Origin of the sequence: Acinetobacter sp. CIP 101934, from assembly GCF_000369585.1 — a bacterium.
In the GTDB taxonomy this organism is placed as follows: Bacteria; Pseudomonadota; Gammaproteobacteria; order Pseudomonadales; family Moraxellaceae; genus Acinetobacter; species Acinetobacter schindleri.
In genome coordinates, this window is sequence record NZ_KB850094.1 from 179760 (window position 1) to 199017 (window position 19258).

A 19258-nucleotide genomic window follows, 5' to 3' on the forward strand; every position below is an offset into this window, starting at 1 on the left:
ATAGCATGAACCATGTGCGACGGCGCGATTTTTCAGGCTTTTTCCTGAGCTGTTGTTTTGGCATAAACCGCTTCTCCAGAAACATAAGTCACTGCAATATTACGGTCATCACCCAGCATGATCAGTGCAAAAAATGCATCTTCAATATTTTTGGCTTTGCTTTGACGCAGCTGTTGTAATGCCGTCGCATTCAGATCTAATACAATAAAGTCGGCTTCTTTACCGATATTAAAGTTGCCAAGTTGATCCTCCAGACTCAAGGCTTTAGCTCCCCCTAGTGTCGCATGATATAGCGATTCAAAGGCAGACAGTTTATCGCCTTGCAATTGCTGCACCTTATAGGCTTCATTCAGGGTTTGTAGCTGATTAAATGAGGTCCCTGCCCCGATATCGGTGCCCAGTCCCACTTTAACGCCTTTGTCCCAAGCCTTCTTCAAAGGGAATAAACCACTGCCCAGGAACAGATTTGAGGTTGGACAGAAGGCAATAGCCGAGTCGGTCTGATGCATGCAATCCCACTCCTGCTCTTCCAGATGCACACAATGAGCAAATACCGATTTAGAACCAGTCAGACCATAGTGATGGTAAACATCTAAATAACTTTGATGTTCCGGGAACAATTCCTTGGCCCAGGTAATCTCATTCTTGTTTTCACTTAAATGAGTATGCACATACACATCCGGATATTCCGCTTTAAGTTGTCCTGCTTTTTCCAGCTGTTCAGCTGTCGAAGTTGGAGCAAAGCGTGGCGTGATCGCATACAGGTTACGGCCCTTGCCATGCCACTTTTCAATCAACTTTTTAGAATCGGTATACGCTGTTTCTGCGGTGTCCGTCAGTGCTTCTGGTGCATGACGGTCCATTAGCACTTTACCCGCAATCAGACGCATATTACGCGTCGTCGCTGCATTAAATAAAGCATTGACTGATTCAGGATGGACGGTACAAAAGACCAATGCGGTCGTGGTGCCGTTTTTAAGTAATTCTTCTACAAAAAACTCGGCAATTTTTTCTGAATAAGCTGGATCCTGGAACTGGATTTCAGTCGGAAAAGTATAGGTATTTAACCATTCTAGAAGTTGTTCACCATAAGCACCGACCATTTCGGTTTGCGGAAAATGGATATGGGTATCAATAAAACCTGGCACGATCAGCTGCTCAGGATAATGAGTCACCTGCACTCCTTCAGGCAGATACTGCTGTCCTTCTTCCCAGCTGCCAAACCATTGAATCTCACCATTCTGGCTGATGAGCAAGCCATCTTCTACATATCGCACTTGGTCGTGAATTTCACGCGCTTGGGCAACCGTATTCTTGATATCCAGGAAGCGACCGCGTACTGCCGTCGTTGCAATGATAGAAGACATTTAAAACCTGCGCTTTTTGATTTTTTCGATTGATTGTAGCTGAAAAAATTAGCATGTTTATATGAACATTCATATTTAACCATGCGTATTTTTTATGAGATCAAATAATCACGAATAATTTCAACAGAGCGTGCGTGTGCAGCCAAGCTTGTAGACAAATAAAAAAGCCTGCTGATGCAGGCTTTTTTGATGCTTAATCTTACAGCGTAGTTTCGTTATGTTTCTTGCTATGACGAATCGACAAGATCGCGGTCACAGTCAAGACAATCACAATAAAGCTCAGTGAAATCCAGATCGGCATATGGAATACATCCAGCATCAGCATCTTAAAGCCGATAAAGACCAGAATCAAACCTAGGCCATAAGGCAGATAATGCATTTTTGAGGCTGCACCCGAGAGCAGGAAGAACATTGCACGCAGGCCTAAAATTGCCATCAGGTTCGCAGTAAGCACAATGAAGGGGTCGGTGGTGACAGCAAAAATAGCAGGAATAGAATCGACTGCAAAGATCACATCAGAGGCTTCGACCAGAATCAGCACCAAGAATAACGGCGTTGCCCAAAGCAAACCATTTTGACGGACAAAGAATTTATCGCCCTGAAGTTGCGGGGTAATACGCATATGTTTACGTAGCCATTTCAGAATGGCCATATCTTCAATATTGCTGTCTTCTTCATGCTGACCACGCAGGAATTTGAAGCCGGTATACACCAGGAACGCACCGAAGAGATACAGAATCCACGAGAACTCCTGTACAAACCAGGCACCAATAAAAATGAAGATGGTTCTGAGCACAATCGCACCCAGTACACCATATAACAGCAATTTACGTTGTAGCGCTGGTGGAATGGCAAAGGCGGCAAAGATCATCAGCCAGACAAAGACATTATCAATTGCTAGGGATTTTTCCAGCAGATAACCAGCAAAGTATTCCATGACCTTGGTATTGGCAATTGCCGCACCTGCAGTCTGCTCCAGATACAGCCATAATCCACCACCAAATAAAGTCGCGACACTGACCCAGGCAATACTCCAGTAGGCAGCGGTACGGACTTTTACTTCCTGACCATGCTGATGTTTAAAGCCGACAAAATCGATCACCAGCATGACGGCGACAATTGCGAAAAAGACAAGATACAGCCAGAGCGTACCAATTGTTTCCATGTGAATTCTCCACATCGGACGTCTGGCCATAAAAAAACCTTGACCAGCTGCCCGATGAAAAACATCTATAACAACATGATCAAGGTCTTGCCTACATCTTAGTGTTTCACTTTTTTATATCAAGTGTGACCTAAAGATGCTCAGATACCGACTTTTTGCAAAGTGTAATGACGATATTCTGACACGTTCAAAAACTGAAATTTCATTCTTAAACGTTTGGAGGAGGCTACTCCCCTTGTTCAAACTAAATTTTGTCTGAGCGATAGCTCAATGTAAATTAAGCATGACAGATTTTAATTAGGAATACAATTTTATTTACAAAAATCATTCACTAAGCTTTAAGAAAATCAGGACGGCGTACCAGAAACACACTAAGTGCAAATCCAAAAAATGCCAGTAATCCTCCCATCCAGCCGATACTGCCCAAGCCAATTTGCGCGGTTACAATCCCGCCGAGTAATGCACCCCCACCAATTCCGACATTGTATAAACCTGAAAAAATCGCCATGGCTACATCGGTGGCATCTGAGGCGAGGTTTAAAGTCTTTGCCTGTAAAGCCAGACTAAAACCAATAATACTGACCCCCCACATAAGACTCAGGCTATTTAAGCCAAAAAGGCTCACTGACATTGGCAATAGCAAGAGCATCGATATACCCAGCCCTAAAGTGAAAAATGGAATCGTCAGTCGTGGAAACTGTGGTGCAAATTTACCAAATAAGTAGGAACCCAGGAAGCCTGCTCCGCCGTAGATCAGCAGCAATGTTGTGGTCTGTGCAGAACTGAAATGTGCCACATTCAATGCAAAAGGTTCGATATAACTATAGGCTGTGAACTGGGCACTGATCACCAATACAGTAAGTGCAAAAAGTAGCATCAGGCTGGGCCGTTTGATCAGGCTTTTTAAACTGCTAAAGGAGCCTGAATTAATACTCGGTAAATGTGGCAAAGTTTTAACCAGAATAAAGCAGACTAACGTGGCAATCACCGCAATTAATCCAAAACTGTTACGCCAGCCATACGCTTCGCCAATCATCCGGCCAAAAGGAATTCCGAGTACCATTGCCATCGCAGTACCGGTAGATAGTAAGCCTAAGGCCTGAAATTCTTTTCCTTTCGGTGCTACACGCACTGCCAGTGATGCCGTGATTGACCAGAACAGTGCATGAGCAACTGCAATTCCGATCCGACTGATAACCAGGACAATGAAACTCCAGGCAAAATAAGACAGCACATGACTGGCAATAAAGACCATAAATAGCAGTGTAAGCAGGAAACGGCGTTCAATATTTCTAGTGAGTAGCATGATTGGTAAAGACAGTAATGCGACTACCCAGGCATAAATAGTCAGCATCAGCCCGACTTCTCTTGGAGTCATGGCAAAGCTCTTTCCTATATCGCTCAGTAGTGCTACTGGAATAAACTCGGTTGTATTAAAAATAAAAGCGGCACAGGCCAAGATAATCACACAGATCCATTGGCGTGTAACAGAAAGAGGTTGAGCAGAAGCAGACATGAGGGAGGATCAATACAGGATCGGCACATTCTATGCTTTTGCCAGAAAATTTCACATGAGGCAGGCTGTAATTTTACTCAGTGGAATTAAAAAAATTGCAACATTGTAAAGCTGAGGACTATGGCAGTCTGAGATAAAATCTTGAGGTAAACCTATGCAGATTGAACACCAGGAACAAGGAACTAAAGGTGAATGGTATGTGGCGCAGAAAGACCAGCGCCTGGCAGAGATGACATATTCCTGGGCAGGTGATGATAAGTTCATTATTGATCATACCTGGGTGGATGACAGCCTACGCGGACAACGTGTTGGACAGCAGCTGGTCGAAGCTGCGGTCGGTTTTGCCAGAATGCATGCTCTGAAAATTATTCCACTCTGCCCTTTTGCCAAGTCGGTGTTTGACAAAAATGAAAGCATACGGGATGTACTTCAGTAGGACTTCATCTAACTCAAAGATGGGACTAAACATCTATAAGATGTTTAATGGATGAGGATATGACGATATAACAGGTTGATCCTGGATTAGTACAACAGGTAAGAAAATGAGCAACATCAAACATCAGGACTCAAAGCGCGGCGGTGTGTTTTACATGGAAGACAATGGTCAGCGCGTAGCAGAAATTACTTATCAATGGCGTGAACCGGACACCATTATTGCTGACCATACCTGGGTCTCACATGCACTGCGTGGTAAAGGCGTGGCCCGTAAAATGCTGGATATTCTGGTCGAATTTGCACGTCAGAAACAGCTGAAAATTATTCCACAATGCTCTTATGTGCATGTCATGTTTAAGCGTGATCGGAATTTACATGACGTAGCGACTTTAGCCTTTTAAACCACCCCGTTGGAATAAAAAGATTCAAATGGATAAAAGACGATAAGCCCTGTTTATGGGCTTGTGGCAGTCTATAAAGCAGAGTGCCGCTGAAGAGTCCTAATCCCATCCAGACAATCTGTTCATACTGTTGCAGCATGATCAAAATAACGATGATCAGGGAGATGCTGGTCTGAAAAAAGGCACGATGATCCACACAAATCAATAGTGCCCAAGTTAATAGCATGCTGCTGATCAGCATGTTAATCTCACGTTGCAAGCCCCAGCTATGCAACACGATGACTAGCGCGAAACACAGACATAACAAGCTTAACGTAATGAAAAGATCTTTTAGCATGTTTCACCCTCATTAAAAGCATTATCATTCGAGTAATTATTTTTCAATGATGTCTCTTTAATTTTTAATAATTTAGCTACAAAATGCAAACTGAAAACAGTGTAAGAAATAGCTGATATTTGATTAAAAAATAACCTAAACCCAATATATTGACTATAAAATCAATACTTGAAATTTAAAGGAATCATTCATGCTACAACTCTGTTATGCCAGTACGCGCATCGAAACAGAACAAGATCTATTACAAGACCTGAGTGATATTTTAGCAATTGCACGAAAGTTCAATTATGAGCATCAGATCTATGGAGCACTGTATTATGCACATGGAAAGTTTTTCCAGTGTTTGCAGGGTGAACCTGAGATTGTAGAGCAGCTTTTTCAAAGTATTTCGAAAGACCGTCGGCATCAGCAGGTGTATCGTTTCGCTGATACAACCGTGGAAGCGCCAAGCTTTGCTGAGTGGTCGATGAAATATGTACATAAGCATAGCGAGATTGCTTCGTTCTTTTCCAAGCTGGGTCATAGCACTTTTCAGCCGCATTATCTGAACCAGCAAGATCTGGATGGCTTGCTCGAGATCTTGTATCGTGTTGACGAAAATCATCAACAGCTGGTTTCACCCCAAGGTTATAAACAACGTGGTTATGTCCCCTATTTCTGATCTGGTGAATCCAGACTAAAAATAAAAAAAAGTCCGCATAGCGGACTTTTTTGTCTGATTTGCATTAGTTCATGTCAATCATCACTTTTAGGGCTTTTTCATCAGCCGCGTGTTTAAACACATCATAGGCCTTTTCAAACTCGTTAAATTTAAAGTGATGCGTGGCCAGTTTTTCTAGTGGTATTTTGCCGGAACAGCAGGTCTTGAGCAGCATGCCAGTGGTATTGGCATTGACCAGATCGGTAGTAATGGTCAGGTTCTTAATCCACAGTTTGTTCAGTTCAAAATTCACTGCTTTACCATGTACGCCGACGTTGGCGATATGTCCACCCTCTTTCACCACATGTTGGCAAATATTCCAGGTCGGTTCCACCCCTACCGCCTCAATGGCACAGTCGACACCGCGTCCATCGGTAATTTCTAAAATCTTTTGAATGGCATCTTCTTTACCAGAGTTAACGGTATGAGTTGCGCCTACCGTTTTAGCAAATTCCAGCCGGTTATCATCCATATCTACCATAATAATATTGGCTGGAGAATAAAATTGAGCAGTGAGTAAGGCACTCATCCCGATTGGTCCTGCACCTACGATCGCGACATTGTCACCCGGTTTGACATCACCATATTGCACACCAATTTCATGTGAGGTTGGCAGGATATCGGACAGGAAGACGGCGACGTCTTCATTTAAGTCTTCAGGTAAATGGTAAAGAGAGGTGTCAGCAAAAGGTGTGCGGACATATTCGGCATGGGTACCATCAATCATATAACCCATAATCCAGCCACCTTCATTACGACAGTGTGCATACAGCTGTTTCTGGCAATTTTCACAGGTACCGCAGCGGCTGACGCAGGAAATAATGACCCGATCACCCTTTTTAAAGTTTTTGACTGCTGAACCGACTTCTTCAATGATGCCAATGCCTTCATGACCGAGAATCCGGCCATTAAAGTTGCCGGTCTTTTCTTTTGCCACCTGTTCAATTTCCGGGTTTTTACCTTTCTAGATGCCGAGGTCGGTCCCGCAGATCGTGACCTTAGTCAGTTTGATAACGGCATCATCGGGCTGCAAGATTTTCGGGATGGGACGTTCTTCAAAGCGGATGTCATTGGCGCCATAGTAAACCATTGCTTTCATTGTATTTGACATGGCAACTATCCTTCTTAGTGATTATTGTGGAGGATTGGCAGTCGTATTTAGCTATGACGACTGTTAGCTGAGAAACACGTAATGACTTTAAGCTAGCAGGACTTTAGGATTAGATCATTGGTAAAATAGTTAATTCCTTAAAAAAATTAAGTATTTTTTTATATTAAAAAAGGACCATAGATATGTATCTACGATCCTTGAGAAATCTTATGGAATAAAGGCTACAAGTATTGATTTAGATAATTTACTGTAAGGCGCTAATCAGTTTCCGATGCAAGCCACCAAAACCGCCATTGGACATGATCACCACAGCATCGCCTTCCCCTGCTTCAGTAACAACAGTTTGAATGATCTCATCCAAAGTACGTGCTACCACAGCTTTATTTGGTGCAGCCTCAATCACAGGTTGCAGATCCCAATCCAGACCTTCAGGCTGATACCAGATCACTTCATCCGCCAGACGTGCTGAATAAGCCAAACCCTCTTTGTGACTGCCCATACGCATGGTATTCGAACGCGGTTCAATAATCGCCCAAAGCTTGCGCTCACCCAGACGCTTGCGTGCGCCGTCGAGGGTAGTATCAATTGCAGTCGGATGATGGGCAAAATCATCATAGACTTCAATACCACGTACCGTATCAAGTAGTTCCATACGGCGTTTTACACCGCCAAAATTGGAGAGTGCTTCACAGGCAGTTTCAATGGATACACCGACATGCTCAGCCGCAGCAATAGTTGCCAGAGCATTGGCAACAGAGTGCTGACCCGTCATATTCCATTTTACTTCGCCTTTCACTACGCCATGCTGAAGCACTTTAAAATGTGAACCATCAGCAGACAACTGTTGTGCAGAGAGTTCAGCTTTTTCATTGGCATCCAGTGAAGTGCGAACTACCGGTGTCCAGCAGCCCTGCTCTAGTACTTCATCAATATTGGTTTCCGTAATCGGTGCAATGATGCGACCTTCAGACGGAATAGTGCGTACCAGATGATGGAACTGTTTTTGAATTGCGGCCAGATCATCAAAGATATCGGCATGGTCAAATTCCAGGTTATTTAAAATTGCGGTTTTTGGATGGTAATGCACGAACTTGGAACGCTTGTCGAAGAAAGCAGAATCGTATTCATCGGCTTCGACACAGAAATATTTCCCACCACCGAGACGCGCACTTTCCGAAAAGCCCAATGGCACACCGCCAATCAGAAAACCTGGCTCCAGACCGGCTTGATCCAGTACCCAAGCCAGCATCGTGGTGGTCGTGGTTTTACCATGTGTTCCGGCGACACCCAGCACGTGTTTACCTTGCAGAACATGATCAGCCAGGAACTGCGGACCTGAAATATAAGGCAGACCTTCATTCAGCATATATTCCACGGCATCAATACTACGCTTCATGGCATTACCAACAATGACCAGATCCGGATGTGGTTGTAGGTGGCTACGGTCATAGCCCTGCATTAAAGTAATGCCTGCATTTTCCAGTTGGGTCGACATTGGTGGATACACGTTCTGGTCTGAACCTGTCACCTTATGTCCGAGGTCTCGCGCGAGTAAGGCCAGCGAGCCCATAAAGGTGCCACAAATGCCCAAGATATGCAGATGCATCTATTTCACTCCATTTTGTACTGACACATCACTTTGTTTTCTGTGCTGTTGTCATGATTTATTCGATTTACCGGCAACGATAGCAAGGCTTTGCGGGAAAAGATAGGCATTCTGGCGTGATTTTTTATGTGAAGAAACGATGCTAGATGTGATAAAAAACCAAGCTTCACGATTATCTTTTGCTGCAATAATCCGTAAAATATCCTGTAAATTTTCTACCGGCATCCGCTATGTTCTGGCCCCTGCTCCTGCTTATTTGTGCAAACTGCTTTATGACATTGGCCTGGTATGGTCATCTGAAATTTTTGCCGCATGATGCCCCAATGTGGAAGATCATTTTATTTAGCTGGGTCATTGCTTTATTTGAATATAGCCTGATGATTCCTGCAACACGGCTGATGGCGCAACACGGACTCGCAGTCGGTCAGATGAAGATCACCCAGGAAGTGGTGACGCTACTGGTCTTTGTGCCCTTTATGCTATTTATGTTTAAACAGCCATTTAAACTAGATTATCTCTGGGCTGCTTTATGTCTGTGTGGATGTGTGTATTTCGTGTTCCGCAGTTCCTGACTGGCTGTAACTGCGACTACTCCCCTATTTTTATTCCAGTTTTTAAGAATCCAATAAAAAAACAAGAAAAATCGAGCCTTGCTTTGACCGTTAAATTTTATGAAGTTGAATTTTCAGTCTATAATACGCACTCCTATTCAAGCTTGGCTCTCTCGTCGAGATTTATCTTTTCTCACTTTAATCTCTGGAAAATTTGCAATGAATGCGGCTGCTGCACAAGATACTCCTCTCGTAGGTATTATCATGGGTTCTCAATCAGATTGGGCAACTCTCGAACACACTGCCAATATGCTCAAGCAGCTTGGTGTCCCATTTGAAGCCGAAGTTGTTTCTGCACACCGTACCCCAGACCGCCTGTTTGAATATGCCGAGCAAGCGCGTGATCGTGGTATTCAGGTAATTATTGCCGGTGCAGGTGGCGCAGCGCATTTACCGGGGATGTGTGCGGCGAAAACTGATCTTCCAGTTTTGGGTGTACCGGTGAAATCTTCGATTTTAAACGGTGTTGATTCATTGCTGTCTATTGTGCAAATGCCAGCAGGTATTGCCGTGGGTACCTTGGCGATTGGTCCTGCCGGTGCCACCAATGCTGCCATTATGGCCGCGCAAATTCTGGGTTTGACCCGTCCAGAAATCGCAAAAAATGTTGCAGATTTCCGTGCAGCGCAAACAGATAAAGTGGCAAGCAACAATATTCCAGGCCAGGCTTAAGTCGAGACACAGATTATGGATAAAACCATCGGTATTTTTGGTGGCGGTCAGCTGGGTCGTATGATGGCGCAAGCGGCACTTCCATTAAATATTCAATGTACATTTTTTGAAGCCAGCACAGACTGCCCTTCTGCTGCTTTGGGTCCGGTATTTTCCACCAAGGCTGAAAATGGTCTGCAAGACTTTATCAACAGTGCAGATGTGTTCAGCCTTGAGTTTGAAAATACACCACTGGCGGATGTAGATGTTTTAACGAAAAACAAAGACCTGCATCCGCCACGTCAGGCTTTGGCAATTGCACAGCATCGTCTGTCTGAAAAAGCCCTGTTTGATGAATTGGCAATTCCGGTAGCACCGTATAAAGCAGTCACCTCTCTAGAGAGCTTAAAAGCTGCTGTTGCAGAACTCGGTCTGCCGATTGTACTTAAAACTTCTCGTGGTGGTTATGACGGTAAAGGTCAATTCGTTCTACGTTCAGCAGATCAAACTGATCAGGCTTGGGCAGAACTAGGTCCTGCCGGTGAACTGATTGCAGAAAGTTTTGTCACTTTCTCACGTGAAGTCTCAATTATTGCGGTACGTGGTCAAGATGGTGATGTGAAGACTTGGCCATTGGCTGAAAATCATCATCATAATGGCATTCTGTCTCATTCGATTGTACCTGCACCCAACAGTGCGGACTTGCAGCCAGTCGCACAAGATTACATCACTCGCCTGCTGAATCATCTGAACTATGTGGGTGTATTAACTCTTGAGCTGTTTGTAACAGACAAAGGCCTATATGCTAATGAAATGGCACCTCGTGTGCATAACTCAGGTCACTGGTCGATTGAAGGTGCAGTGTGTTCGCAGTTTGAAAACCATGTGCGTGCGGTGGCTGGCTTGCCTTTAGGTTCAACTGACGTGATCCGTCCAACCGTGCTGGTGAATATCATCGGTCAACATCCAAAATCTGAAGATGTTCTAGCCTTGGAAGGCGCGCATTTGCACTTATACAATAAGTCAGAACGTGAAGGCCGTAAGATTGGTCACATCACCCTGATGCCAACCGACAGTGCACAATTGACTATGCTATGTCGTCAATTGGCGAAGATTTTACCGAATCCATTGGCATTGAGCGAAGATATGAGCATCTAAGCTTTAACTTGCTGATAAAAAAAGCGATCACACCTGTGGTCGCTTTTTTATTTGTCGGCTTTCAGGCATGATTGCGCCTCTTTGAAAATACCCTACCATTTATCGGATTATTTTCAAAATCAATTGCTTATAAAACAAACAATAATTTATAAATAATTGATGAAAATTTAACCTGTTGCTGCATCAGTTCGGCCATGCAGATTTAAATTTAAAATGAATTTAAAACTTGCAAAGTGTATTTTGAATTTAAATTCATAAATTTAAATTTAAAAGAGGTCATTTGAATTTAGATTTTCTATTTTGAATTTAAATTCAAAACAATAAATTTAAAAGCCAGGGAATGAATTCAAAGTTTTGAATTTAAAAATCCTTCTTGTATTTTATAAATGAATTTAAATCCTAAGTGTCTGCAATTACTTGTTATTAAGCTTATGTGATGTTGGTTATCCACACAGTCAATTTTGAATTTAAAAGGCTGATAACATGGCTTTGAATTTAAATTTAAAAATTAGTTCAAATTTGAATTTAAAGCATCTTGTGGATAAGTTTTTAAATTCAAAACTTACAAATAAATTTAAAAGTGAAGAAAATATGAATTTAAATTTTACGTATTTGTGCTTTAATTTTATCCACAAGCTGATAAGGTGAATAGGAACATAATTCGAAATATAAGTATTCAAGGGTACTATGCAACGGCTTGCACTTTTTCTTGGCTCAATCGTTCTGGCTGCCTCTCAGGCACAGGCTGAACTGATCATTAATGGACAGCGTGTAAGTACATCAGAGCTGTCCTCGAGTCCTGGCATCTATACGCCAAGTTCCAGTTCATTTCAAAGCTGTCTGGCTGGATTAAAACCCCAGGCACTCGCTAAAGGTGTCCATGCAGCGACCTATGACCGATATACCCAAAATTTAACCCCTGATTATTCTGTAATTGAAAGACTCAACTATCAGCCAGAATTTTCAACGCCAATTTGGGACTATCTGTCTGGTCTGGTCGATGAAGAGCGCGTACAGCAAGGCCGTCAGAAATTACAGCAGCATCGCGACGTATTAAATCGAGTCAGTGCTGCTTATGGCATTCCGGCTGAAACTGTGGTGGCAGTCTGGGGTGTGGAAAGTAATTATGGTGATATTTCTGGTAAATATCCTTTATTGCAGGCGCTCGGTACTTTGAGTTGTGAAGGTCGTCGTCAAAGCTATTTCCGTGGTGAGTTCTTTACTACCATGAAGCTGTTGCAACGTGGTGATGTCTATGAAAACCAGCTTAAAGGTTCATGGGCAGGAGCTTTTGGTCACACCCAGTTTATGCCATCCACTTATGATGAACTGGCGGTTGATTTTGATGGTGATGGGCGTCGTGATCTCGTCAGCAGTATCCCGGATGCCTTGGCTTCAACAGCCAACTTCTTGAAAAAACGCGGCTGGCAGAGCGGACAGCCATGGGGTTTTGAAGTAAAAATTCCTCAAGGTATGTCAGTTTCGGGTGAGGGGCGTCGCAATAAAAAATCCTTGAGTAGCTGGATCAATCAAGGGGTGGTTCGTGTCGATGGTTCGGCATTAGTTCAAGGGAATTTATTGGAATCCTCTCAAGCTGGTTTATTGGCGCCTGCCGGTGCCAATGGGCCGGTGTTCCTGGTCTTTAAAAACTTTGACGCCATCTATAGTTATAATGCAGCCGAAAGCTATGCTTTAGCCATTGCACATCTGTCAGATCGTTTGCAAGGTAAAGGTGGCTTGGTGCAAACATGGCCAACCGATGATGCTGGCACATCACGTGCAGAACGTCGAGAGATTCAGCAATTCTTGCTCAATAAAGGTTATGACATTGGTGCAGTAGATGGTTTGATTGGGGATAAAACCCGTCAGGCAATCCGCCAAGAGCAGATCCGTTTAGGTTTAACTCCAACCGGACGGGCAGGTCAACAGATTTTACGTGCGTTTCGGAATGAAAATGCCAAACTGATGATGCAATAACAGAGATTGAAAAAAAGGTCTGCAATAATGCAGACCTTTTTTATACCTATATATAGTTATAAGAATTCAGGAGATTAAACTGCTGTAATCGTACCGAGCACACGATAGCCTGAAGCCCCGGTCACAGCTGGCAGATTGCCACTCAGCTGATTCATAAAGCGCATCGCCAGCCAGGCAAAGGCAGTGCCTTCGACCCATGTTGGATTTAAGCCTAAATCAGCTGTGGTTTGCACACTCCAGTGATGTTTACGCAAACGCCAGCGCAGCTGTTCCAGTAGATGTGAATTATAAGCACCACCTCCACAAACATAGACTTCACCTGTATCCAGACCAGAGCGATAAATCGCTTTTTTAATGGCACGTGTGGTGAGCTTCATGAGCGTCGCCTGAACATTTTCTGGAGTATCTTCCAGCTCATCATATTCTAGACTGCTGCGCCAGTCGGCAATCTGTTCATCCAGCCATTCTAGGTTAAAGTCTTCACGGCCGGTACTTTTTGGGGGTTCTTTGGAGAAAAATGCATGTTCCTGTAAACGATCTAATAGGCTACGGATGGGTGTACCATAGGCTGCCCAGTTGCCATTTTCATCAAAAGGCTGGCCGGTATAACGCTCACACCAGGCATCCATCAGAATATTGGCTGGACCGGTATCAAAGCCATAGACTTGATCTGGCTGACCGGCAGGTAGAATACTGACATTGGCAATACCACCCAGGTTTAGAATCACCCGGTGAATACTGTCATGCTGAAAAATATCCTGATGGAAAGCCGGAACTAGCGGTGCACCTTGGCCACCAGCTGCCAGGTCACGGCGACGGAAATCGGAAATCACTGGAATCTGGGTAATTTCAGTAATAATGTTTGGATCACCGATCTGCAGGGTAAAACCATGTTCAGGACGGTGGCGAATAGTTTGTCCATGTGAGCCAATGGCTTTGATTTGTGTGCGATCCAGCTTATTTTTTTCTATCAGCGCATTAATACCATGACCAATCATCTGTGCCAGCGCAACATCTGCTTTACCCATGCGGTCAATTTCATTATCGCCTGGTAGTGTGAGCGCCATCAATTCATCACGAAGATCATGATCAAAAGGTAGGGTGAGGGTGGCATGAAGCTGGAGTGGATCAAAAGAAGCAGCAACAATATCGACACCATCCATGCTTGTGCCGGTCATTACCCCAATATAGATCGCTGTCATGGTTATTCTTAAGCCTGCAATATGCTGAAAAAGTGTTAGTATATCGCACAAATTGAATAACTGATGTATTTGGGTTTTGTGATGTCAAATTTCCTGCCGGCTGAAGAACAACTTGCCCTCATCCAACGAGGCACACACGAAATTATTTCTGAAGAAGATCTTCTAAAGAAATTAAAGCAGAATCGTCCACTAAAAATTAAAGCGGGTTTTGACCCCACTGCACCTGACTTGCACTTAGGTCATACTGTACTGATCAATAAGCTAAAAGTGTTCCAAGACCTGGGCCACGAAGTTTTCTTCCTGATTGGTGACTATACTGCGATGATCGGTGATCCAACCGGCAAAAGTGCAACACGTCCACCATTATCGCGAGAGCAAGTTTTAGAAAACGCTAAAACTTATCAAGAACAAGTATTTAAAATTCTTGATCCAAACAAAACCAAAGTGGTGTTTAACTCGGAATGGTTTGCACAAAAAACTGCTGCTGATCTGATTCAACTGGCATCACAGCAAACTGTTGCCCGTATGCTTGAGCGTGATGACTTCACAAAACGTTATAACAATCAGCAACCGATTGCGATTCATGAATTCCTGTATCCATTGGTACAAGGTTATGATTCAGTAGCACTAGAAGCGGACGTAGAGCTGGGTGGCACAGACCAGACCTTTAACCTGTTAATGGGTCGTACCCTTCAAGGTCGTTATGACCAGGAAGCACAAGTCTGTATTACAGTACCAATTCTTGAAGGTTTAGATGGCGTTAATAAAATGTCTAAATCTTTAGGTAACTATATTGGCGTATTTGATGCGCCAGGTGCGATGTACCAGAAAGTACTGTCAATGCCGGATTCACTGATCGAACGTTATTTCGATTTGCTTAGCTTCAAATCTGTAGAGGAAATTCAGGTATTGCTGAAAGAGATTGAAGAAGGTCGTAATCCACAGGAAGTGAAACGCATTCTTGCACTGGAACTGGTTGAACGTTTCCATGGAAGTGAGGCTGCTGCGCATGCACATAAAGGCGCGGGTAATATCATTACTGAGGGTGAACTTCCTGAAGGCACACCGGAAGTAACCATTTCATTAAGCGAGTTCGGTGGTGAAATCTTTATTACTTCAATCCTGCGTGAAGCGGGTCTGACTAAAAACTCGGCACAAGCCAAAGATGCGCTGGGTCGTGGTGCAGTAAAAGTAGACTGGCAACCAGTTGATACGTCTTTTTCTGTGAAAGAAAACGTGACTTTGATTGTTCAGGCGAGCAAAAAAGCGATTGCAAAAGTGACCTTTGTTGATTAAGACACTTTCTAAGTTATTGAATTAAAAGCAGGCTTCGGCCTGCTTTTTTTTATATGACTCTATATTCAAAAATCAAATAAGCAAATTCAAAAAAAACCTTATAAAAACAAGAGTTAAATTTTGCCGAATCCCTTGCGTTTCCCTATTATTATGTATAAGATTTATTCATCTAGAGAATTCGCTTTAAGCACATCTAGAGGGTAGTGGTAATAATAAATAACTCCACAACTTATAGTCTCTTCCCCAAGAGACTTTTTTTAAGATACTGAAGCAAATAACTATAATAATGACATACTGGATCGGGTAAAGATTCAATTCCGAGGGAGAGATTTTGGGAGAGATCTCTTCCTTTTTTATTTGAAAAACTCCACTTTTCCTTTCTATATTATCTTTTAAAAATCAAATTTTTTATTTGCTTTAAATCCACTACAGATCGCCGGATAGATACTGACATCCAGAAAGTTATCAGTATGCTGATCACATCAGGTCTCAAAGAAGATCTAGAAATTTAAAATAAGAGGGTAAGCAGTGTTTATGTATCACTATCGGACTCAGGATATTTTTGATCAGGAAATTGATTTTATTTTACGTTTTCTATTTGAATACGATACGCCTGAGCAGAAACAGAAATCTTTTAAACAGGCATATACTTTATTACAGCAACTCGATCTCGCATCACACTATCTTCTCTTTTCCTTAGTCAAAGAGCGGTTACCTCGTCGGGCTAAATTGTTATTTGCTGCTGAGGACTATAAAGGTAAGAAAGAAGTGATTGAAGAAGTCATGCATCACTGGGTGGGACATAAGTATCGCCAATACGTAGCTTAGCTATCTTAATATTCTCTTTGGCTTTATATAGATATTAAAAGTCAGGTTTCGTAACTTATATAAAGCTGAATACGGCTGATTCGACTATTTTGACTTTTTAAAACTTGGGATTAGAAAAAGAAGTCGCTATGAAAGCAGCAAACTGACTTTCCTGATAGCACCTATATCTATTAGTCGGATAGAAAATAACAAAATATGTAAGCTGATATAAGCAAGTTTTGAAAAATTCTGAATACAGAGTTGAAATTTCACAGTCTTATTAAGATTTAGTAATTTTTTGAGAGCTATTAAGTCTTAATGAAAATAACCGTTTTAAAATGAATTGCACTGAATACAGGTTTTATTTCAAAAAAATGGTTAAATTTTAGATAAAAAAGCGATTTTTTAGTGATTTTCGTAGAAAAAAGATACATACGTGAAAAATATAGTGAATTGGGGGTTGCAATGATTCTGAAATCCTCTAGAATGCACCCATACCGACGAGATACACGGTGATGAACGAAGCGAGACGCTGAGTTATCCGGTGTTTTGAGTCCAGCTTCTGGCACTGACGAGGTGTTAGAAAGATCATTAAGAGATTATGAAGAACAACTTGTGTGGATTTTTACTGGTTGATTGATCGAAATTATTTTCATTGATTAATGGTAGAAATTACTCGAAGTTTATTTGAGAAATTGATGTCAGAAAATTGATGAGCCAAGATTTGGTGTTTTGAATAAAGCACTATTGATTTTAAACTGAAGAGTTTGATCATGGCTCAGATTGAACGCTGGCGGCAGGCTTAACACATGCAAGTCGAGCGGGGAAGGTTGCTTCGGTAACTGACCTAGCGGCGGACGGGTGAGTAATGCTTAGGAATCTGCCTATTAGTGGGGGACAACGTTCCGAAAGGAACGCTAATACCGCATACGCCCTACGGGGGAAAGCAGGGGATCTTCGGACCTTGCGCTAATAGATGAGCCTAAGTCGGATTAGCTAGTTGGTGGGGTAAAGGCCTACCAAGGCGACGATCTGTAGCGGGTCTGAGAGGATGATCCGCCACACTGGGACTGAGACACGGCCCAGACTCCTACGGGAGGCAGCAGTGGGGAATATTGGACAATGGGCGAAAGCCTGATCCAGCCATGCCGCGTGTGTGAAGAAGGCCTTTTGGTTGTAAAGCACTTTAAGCGAGGAGGAGGCTCCTTTAGTTAATACCTAAAGAGAGTGGACGTTACTCGCAGAATAAGCACCGGCTAACTCTGTGCCAGCAGCCGCGGTAATACAGAGGGTGCGAGCGTTAATCGGATTTACTGGGCGTAAAGCGTGCGTAGGCGGCTTTTTAAGTCGGATGTGAAATCCCTGAGCTTAACTTAGGAATTGCATTCGATACTGGAAAGCTAGAGTATGGGAGAGGATGGTAGAATTCCAGGTGTAGCGGTGAAATGCGTAGAGATCTGGAGGAATACCGATGGCGAAGGCAGCCATCTGGCCTAATACTGACGCTGAGGTACGAAAGCATGGGGAGCAAACAGGATTAGATACCCTGGTAGTCCATGCCGTAAACGATGTCTACTAGCCGTTGGGGCCTTTGAGGCTTTAGTGGCGCAGCTAACGCGATAAGTAGACCGCCTGGGGAGTACGGTCGCAAGACTAAAACTCAAATGAATTGACGGGGGCCCGCACAAGCGGTGGAGCATGTGGTTTAATTCGATGCAACGCGAAGAACCTTACCTGGCCTTGACATACTAAGAACTTTCCAGAGATGGATTGGTGCCTTCGGGAACTTAGATACAGGTGCTGCATGGCTGTCGTCAGCTCGTGTCGTGAGATGTTGGGTTAAGTCCCGCAACGAGCGCAACCCTTTTCCTTATTTGCCATCGGGTAATGCCGGGAACTTTAAGGATACTGCCAGTGACAAACTGGAGGAAGGCGGGGACGACGTCAAGTCATCATGGCCCTTACGGCCAGGGCTACACACGTGCTACAATGGTCGGTACAAAGGGTTGCTACCTCGCGAGAGGATGCTAATCTCAAAAAGCCGATCGTAGTCCGGATCGCAGTCTGCAACTCGACTGCGTGAAGTCGGAATCGCTAGTAATCGCGGATCAGAATGCCGCGGTGAATACGTTCCCGGGCCTTGTACACACCGCCCGTCACACCATGGGAGTTTGTTGCACCAGAAGTAGGTAGTCTAACCGCAAGGAGGACGCTTACCACGGTGTGGCCGATGACTGGGGTGAAGTCGTAACAAGGTAGCCGTAGGGGAACCTGCGGCTGGATCACCTCCTTAACGAAAGATTGACGATTGGTAAGAATCCACAACAAGTTGTTCTTCATGACGATGTATCTGAGGGTCTGTAGCTCAGTTGGTTAGAGCACACGCTTGATAAGCGTGGGGTCACAAGTTCAAGTCTTGTCAGACCCACCACTACTGACGAAGCAAGCAATTGCAGAGTAAAGCAGAAAATCAGAACATTGAATCCTATATGATAAGCTGGGGACTTAGCTTAGTTGGTAGAGCGCCTGCTTTGCACGCAGGAGGTCAGGAGTTCGACTCTCCTAGTCTCCACCACTCATTGCGATGCAATGAGTTAAACATTAAGCAAACGAACTGATAGCTTATAGAGCTTAGTGATTAAGTTGCGTATAATGCGCGGCATTGTTATTAAGCTCTGTGATTTATCACAGTTGACTGTAGTCCGACGAGGATACAGTGAATCATTAACAGAATATATTTGAGTTGAAATAATTTGTTCAAACTCGTTTTAAACAACCTAACAAGCAATTGTGAAAGTTGGATGAAATGAGTTCTAGCGATTAAACTGAATCAAGCGTTTTGGTATATGAATCTAATTGAAGCTGTACAGTGATTAAGTTCACGAAGCTCTAAACTGTAATGTTGATAGTACTACTTG

General features: G+C 43.3%; 18 protein-coding genes, 2 tRNA genes and 1 rRNA gene. 12 read left to right on the top strand and 9 right to left on the bottom strand.

From position 1 onward, the window contains the following. Window positions 1-32 precede the first annotated feature (32 nt). The 3 genes from guaD to F899_RS01375 form a co-directional block, all read right to left on the bottom strand. Window positions 33-1367 (bottom strand): guanine deaminase, encoded by a 1335-nt coding sequence (gene guaD, locus F899_RS01365; protein ID WP_004897475.1) that lies wholly within the window; start codon window positions 1365-1367, stop codon window positions 33-35. Between the two features lie 199 nt (window positions 1368-1566). After that, complete coding sequence (locus F899_RS01370) at window positions 1567-2532, bottom strand: TerC family protein (protein WP_004780335.1); 966 nt, start codon at window positions 2530-2532, stop codon at window positions 1567-1569. A 331-nt stretch (window positions 2533-2863) separates the two neighbouring features. After that, a complete protein-coding gene (locus F899_RS01375) occupies window positions 2864-4048 on the bottom strand; it encodes a sugar transporter (protein WP_004897477.1) in 1185 nt (394 codons plus the stop codon). Window positions 4049-4202: 154 nt separating this feature from the next. Between F899_RS01375 and F899_RS01380 the strand changes: the two genes are divergently transcribed. Both F899_RS01380 and F899_RS01385 read left to right on the top strand, forming a co-directional pair. Then, window positions 4203-4484: a GNAT family N-acetyltransferase gene (locus F899_RS01380; protein WP_004897480.1), complete on the top strand. Its 282-nt coding sequence runs from the start codon at window positions 4203-4205 to the stop codon at window positions 4482-4484. 106 nt (window positions 4485-4590) lie between these two features. Beyond that, window positions 4591-4884 carry a GNAT family N-acetyltransferase gene (locus tag F899_RS01385; RefSeq protein ID WP_004897484.1) on the top strand — a complete coding sequence of 98 codons (294 nt, stop codon included), beginning with the start codon at window positions 4591-4593 and terminating at the stop codon, window positions 4882-4884. On the opposite strand, the gene F899_RS15300 is transcribed toward F899_RS01385, so the two are convergent. Next, entirely contained in the window at window positions 4838-5221 is a 384-nt protein-coding gene (locus F899_RS15300; protein WP_005220468.1) for a hypothetical protein, read from the bottom strand. The two genes, F899_RS01385 and F899_RS15300, sit on opposite strands and share 47 nt — an antisense overlap. Window positions 5222-5411: 190 nt before the next feature. Between F899_RS15300 and F899_RS01390 the strand changes: the two genes are divergently transcribed. Beyond that, window positions 5412-5882, top strand: coding sequence for a BLUF domain-containing protein (locus F899_RS01390; protein ID WP_004897488.1), 471 nt, complete (start codon window positions 5412-5414; stop codon window positions 5880-5882). 64 nt (window positions 5883-5946) lie between these two features. On the opposite strand, the gene F899_RS01395 is transcribed toward F899_RS01390, so the two are convergent. The 4 genes from F899_RS01395 to F899_RS15535 all read right to left on the bottom strand — a co-directional run bounded on the left by F899_RS01395 (window position 5947) and on the right by F899_RS15535 (window position 8863). Continuing rightward, entirely contained in the window at window positions 5947-6858 is a 912-nt protein-coding gene (locus tag F899_RS01395) for a zinc-dependent alcohol dehydrogenase family protein (protein ID WP_004897490.1), read from the bottom strand. A 27-nt stretch (window positions 6859-6885) separates the two neighbouring features. After that, the gene (locus tag F899_RS15985) at window positions 6886-7032 is read right to left on the bottom strand and encodes a hypothetical protein (protein ID WP_004897491.1); all 147 of its coding nucleotides are present in this window, start codon (window positions 7030-7032) and stop codon (window positions 6886-6888) included. A 244-nt stretch (window positions 7033-7276) separates the two neighbouring features. Next, entirely contained in the window at window positions 7277-8638 is a 1362-nt protein-coding gene (gene mpl, locus F899_RS01400; RefSeq protein WP_004897494.1) for a UDP-N-acetylmuramate:L-alanyl-gamma-D-glutamyl-meso-diaminopimelate ligase, read from the bottom strand. Window positions 8639-8689: 51 nt separating this feature from the next. Continuing rightward, complete coding sequence (locus F899_RS15535; RefSeq protein ID WP_017401641.1) at window positions 8690-8863, bottom strand: hypothetical protein; 174 nt, start codon at window positions 8861-8863, stop codon at window positions 8690-8692. A gap of 5 nt (window positions 8864-8868) precedes the next feature. Here F899_RS15535 and F899_RS01405 point away from each other — a divergent pair, with 5 nt between their 5' ends. From F899_RS01405 to F899_RS01420, 4 genes are all read left to right on the top strand, one after another. Further along, entirely contained in the window at window positions 8869-9210 is a 342-nt protein-coding gene (locus tag F899_RS01405; protein WP_004897496.1) for a DMT family protein, read from the top strand. Between the two features lie 198 nt (window positions 9211-9408). Next, the gene (gene purE, locus F899_RS01410; RefSeq protein WP_004647147.1) at window positions 9409-9921 is read left to right on the top strand and encodes a 5-(carboxyamino)imidazole ribonucleotide mutase; all 513 of its coding nucleotides are present in this window, start codon (window positions 9409-9411) and stop codon (window positions 9919-9921) included. Between the two features lie 15 nt (window positions 9922-9936). Then, entirely contained in the window at window positions 9937-11058 is a 1122-nt protein-coding gene (locus F899_RS01415; RefSeq protein ID WP_004897498.1) for a 5-(carboxyamino)imidazole ribonucleotide synthase, read from the top strand. Between the two features lie 687 nt (window positions 11059-11745). After that, the gene (locus F899_RS01420) at window positions 11746-13035 is read left to right on the top strand and encodes a lytic murein transglycosylase (protein WP_004813957.1); all 1290 of its coding nucleotides are present in this window, start codon (window positions 11746-11748) and stop codon (window positions 13033-13035) included. A 74-nt stretch (window positions 13036-13109) separates the two neighbouring features. Here F899_RS01420 and F899_RS01425 read toward each other — a convergent pair whose 3' ends face one another. Further along, a complete protein-coding gene (locus tag F899_RS01425) occupies window positions 13110-14237 on the bottom strand; it encodes an anhydro-N-acetylmuramic acid kinase (protein WP_004897500.1) in 1128 nt (375 codons plus the stop codon). Window positions 14238-14300: 63 nt separating this feature from the next. On the opposite strand from F899_RS01425, the gene tyrS reads away from it, so the two are divergent. The 5 genes from tyrS (at window position 14301) to F899_RS01450 (ending at window position 18915) form a co-directional block, all read left to right on the top strand. Next, window positions 14301-15533 carry a tyrosine--tRNA ligase gene (tyrS, locus tag F899_RS01430; RefSeq protein WP_004813954.1) on the top strand — a complete coding sequence of 411 codons (1233 nt, stop codon included), beginning with the start codon at window positions 14301-14303 and terminating at the stop codon, window positions 15531-15533. Between the two features lie 534 nt (window positions 15534-16067). Continuing rightward, a complete protein-coding gene (locus F899_RS01435) occupies window positions 16068-16361 on the top strand; it encodes a hypothetical protein (RefSeq protein WP_008306955.1) in 294 nt (97 codons plus the stop codon). A 734-nt stretch (window positions 16362-17095) separates the two neighbouring features. Beyond that, window positions 17096-18633, top strand: a 16S ribosomal RNA gene (locus F899_RS01440). Window positions 18634-18694: 61 nt separating this feature from the next. After that, a tRNA-Ile gene (locus tag F899_RS01445) sits at window positions 18695-18771 on the top strand. Window positions 18772-18839: 68 nt separating this feature from the next. Next, window positions 18840-18915 (top strand) — tRNA-Ala (locus F899_RS01450). Window positions 18916-19258: the final 343 nt, after the last annotated feature.